The sequence below is a fragment of the Mycobacterium sp. E735 genome (assembly GCF_001666955.1).
GTDB lineage: Bacteria > Actinomycetota > Actinomycetes > Mycobacteriales > Mycobacteriaceae > Mycobacterium.
Window position 1 is genome coordinate 1 of the sequence record NZ_LZIX01000074.1, and the last position, 882, is coordinate 882.

An 882-nucleotide genomic window follows, 5' to 3' on the forward strand; every position below is an offset into this window, starting at 1 on the left:
CGGGCGCCGATGTGGCCGCCGTGCGCGCCGCGGTCACCGCGGCGGTGAACGGTCGCGCCCTGGTCGCCGCCCCGAGCGTTCGGGCCGCCCGCGCCGGCGACGGCGTCAAGCTGATGAACTACATGGCCCTGCTGGGGGCGGCGGTCGCGTTGGTGGTCGGAGCGTTCCTGATCTACACCACGATGACCATGGCGATCACCGCGCGCCGGCCGGTGATTTCCATGCTGCGTGCGATCGGCGGCCGGCGCGTGACGATCGTCGGCGACATGATCGGGGAGGCGGCGACCCTCGGCCTCATCGGCGGCGCCATCGGTTCGGGGCTCGGAATCGTGGCCGGGCACATCGCGATTCGCCGATTGCCCCCGGCGATGACCCAGGGGCTCGAGGCCAGGGTCGAGTATTGGCTGCCGGGCTACGCCATTCCGCTGGCCCTCGCGGCCACGGCGCTCACCAGCGTGGTCGCTTCCGCGATGGCCGCGCGCCAGGTGTACAAGGTCGCGCCGATCGAGGCGCTGGCGCCCGTCGGGGCGTCGGCGGCGGACGTCGTGCCGCGATGGCTGCGCGGCGCCGCCGGGGCCGGCGCCGTCGCCGTGTTCGCCGCGTCGATCTGGATCGTCATCGGCCAGCGCGGCACCCTCGCGTTCGCCGCGATGGCCGCTCTGCTGAGCGCCGAGATCGCGCTCGGCTTCGCGCTCAGCACCGCCCTCGTCAAGGCAACGGCCGCCACGGCCCGCTCGTTCGGATCGGTCGGGGCGCTCGCGGCGGCCACGGTCGAGCGCGCACCGCGGCGGGTGTGGGCGACGGTGATGACCGTGTGCATCGGTGTGGTCACCACCGTGGTGATCACCGGCACCAACGCCGACATGATCCGCTCGGCCCGCG

The 882-nt window shown here is 74.0% G+C and carries 1 protein-coding gene; it reads left to right on the forward strand.

The features are described from left to right. The coding region (locus tag A5704_RS06025) for an ABC transporter permease (protein WP_156737621.1) at window positions 1–882 on the forward strand (882 nt) is incomplete at both ends.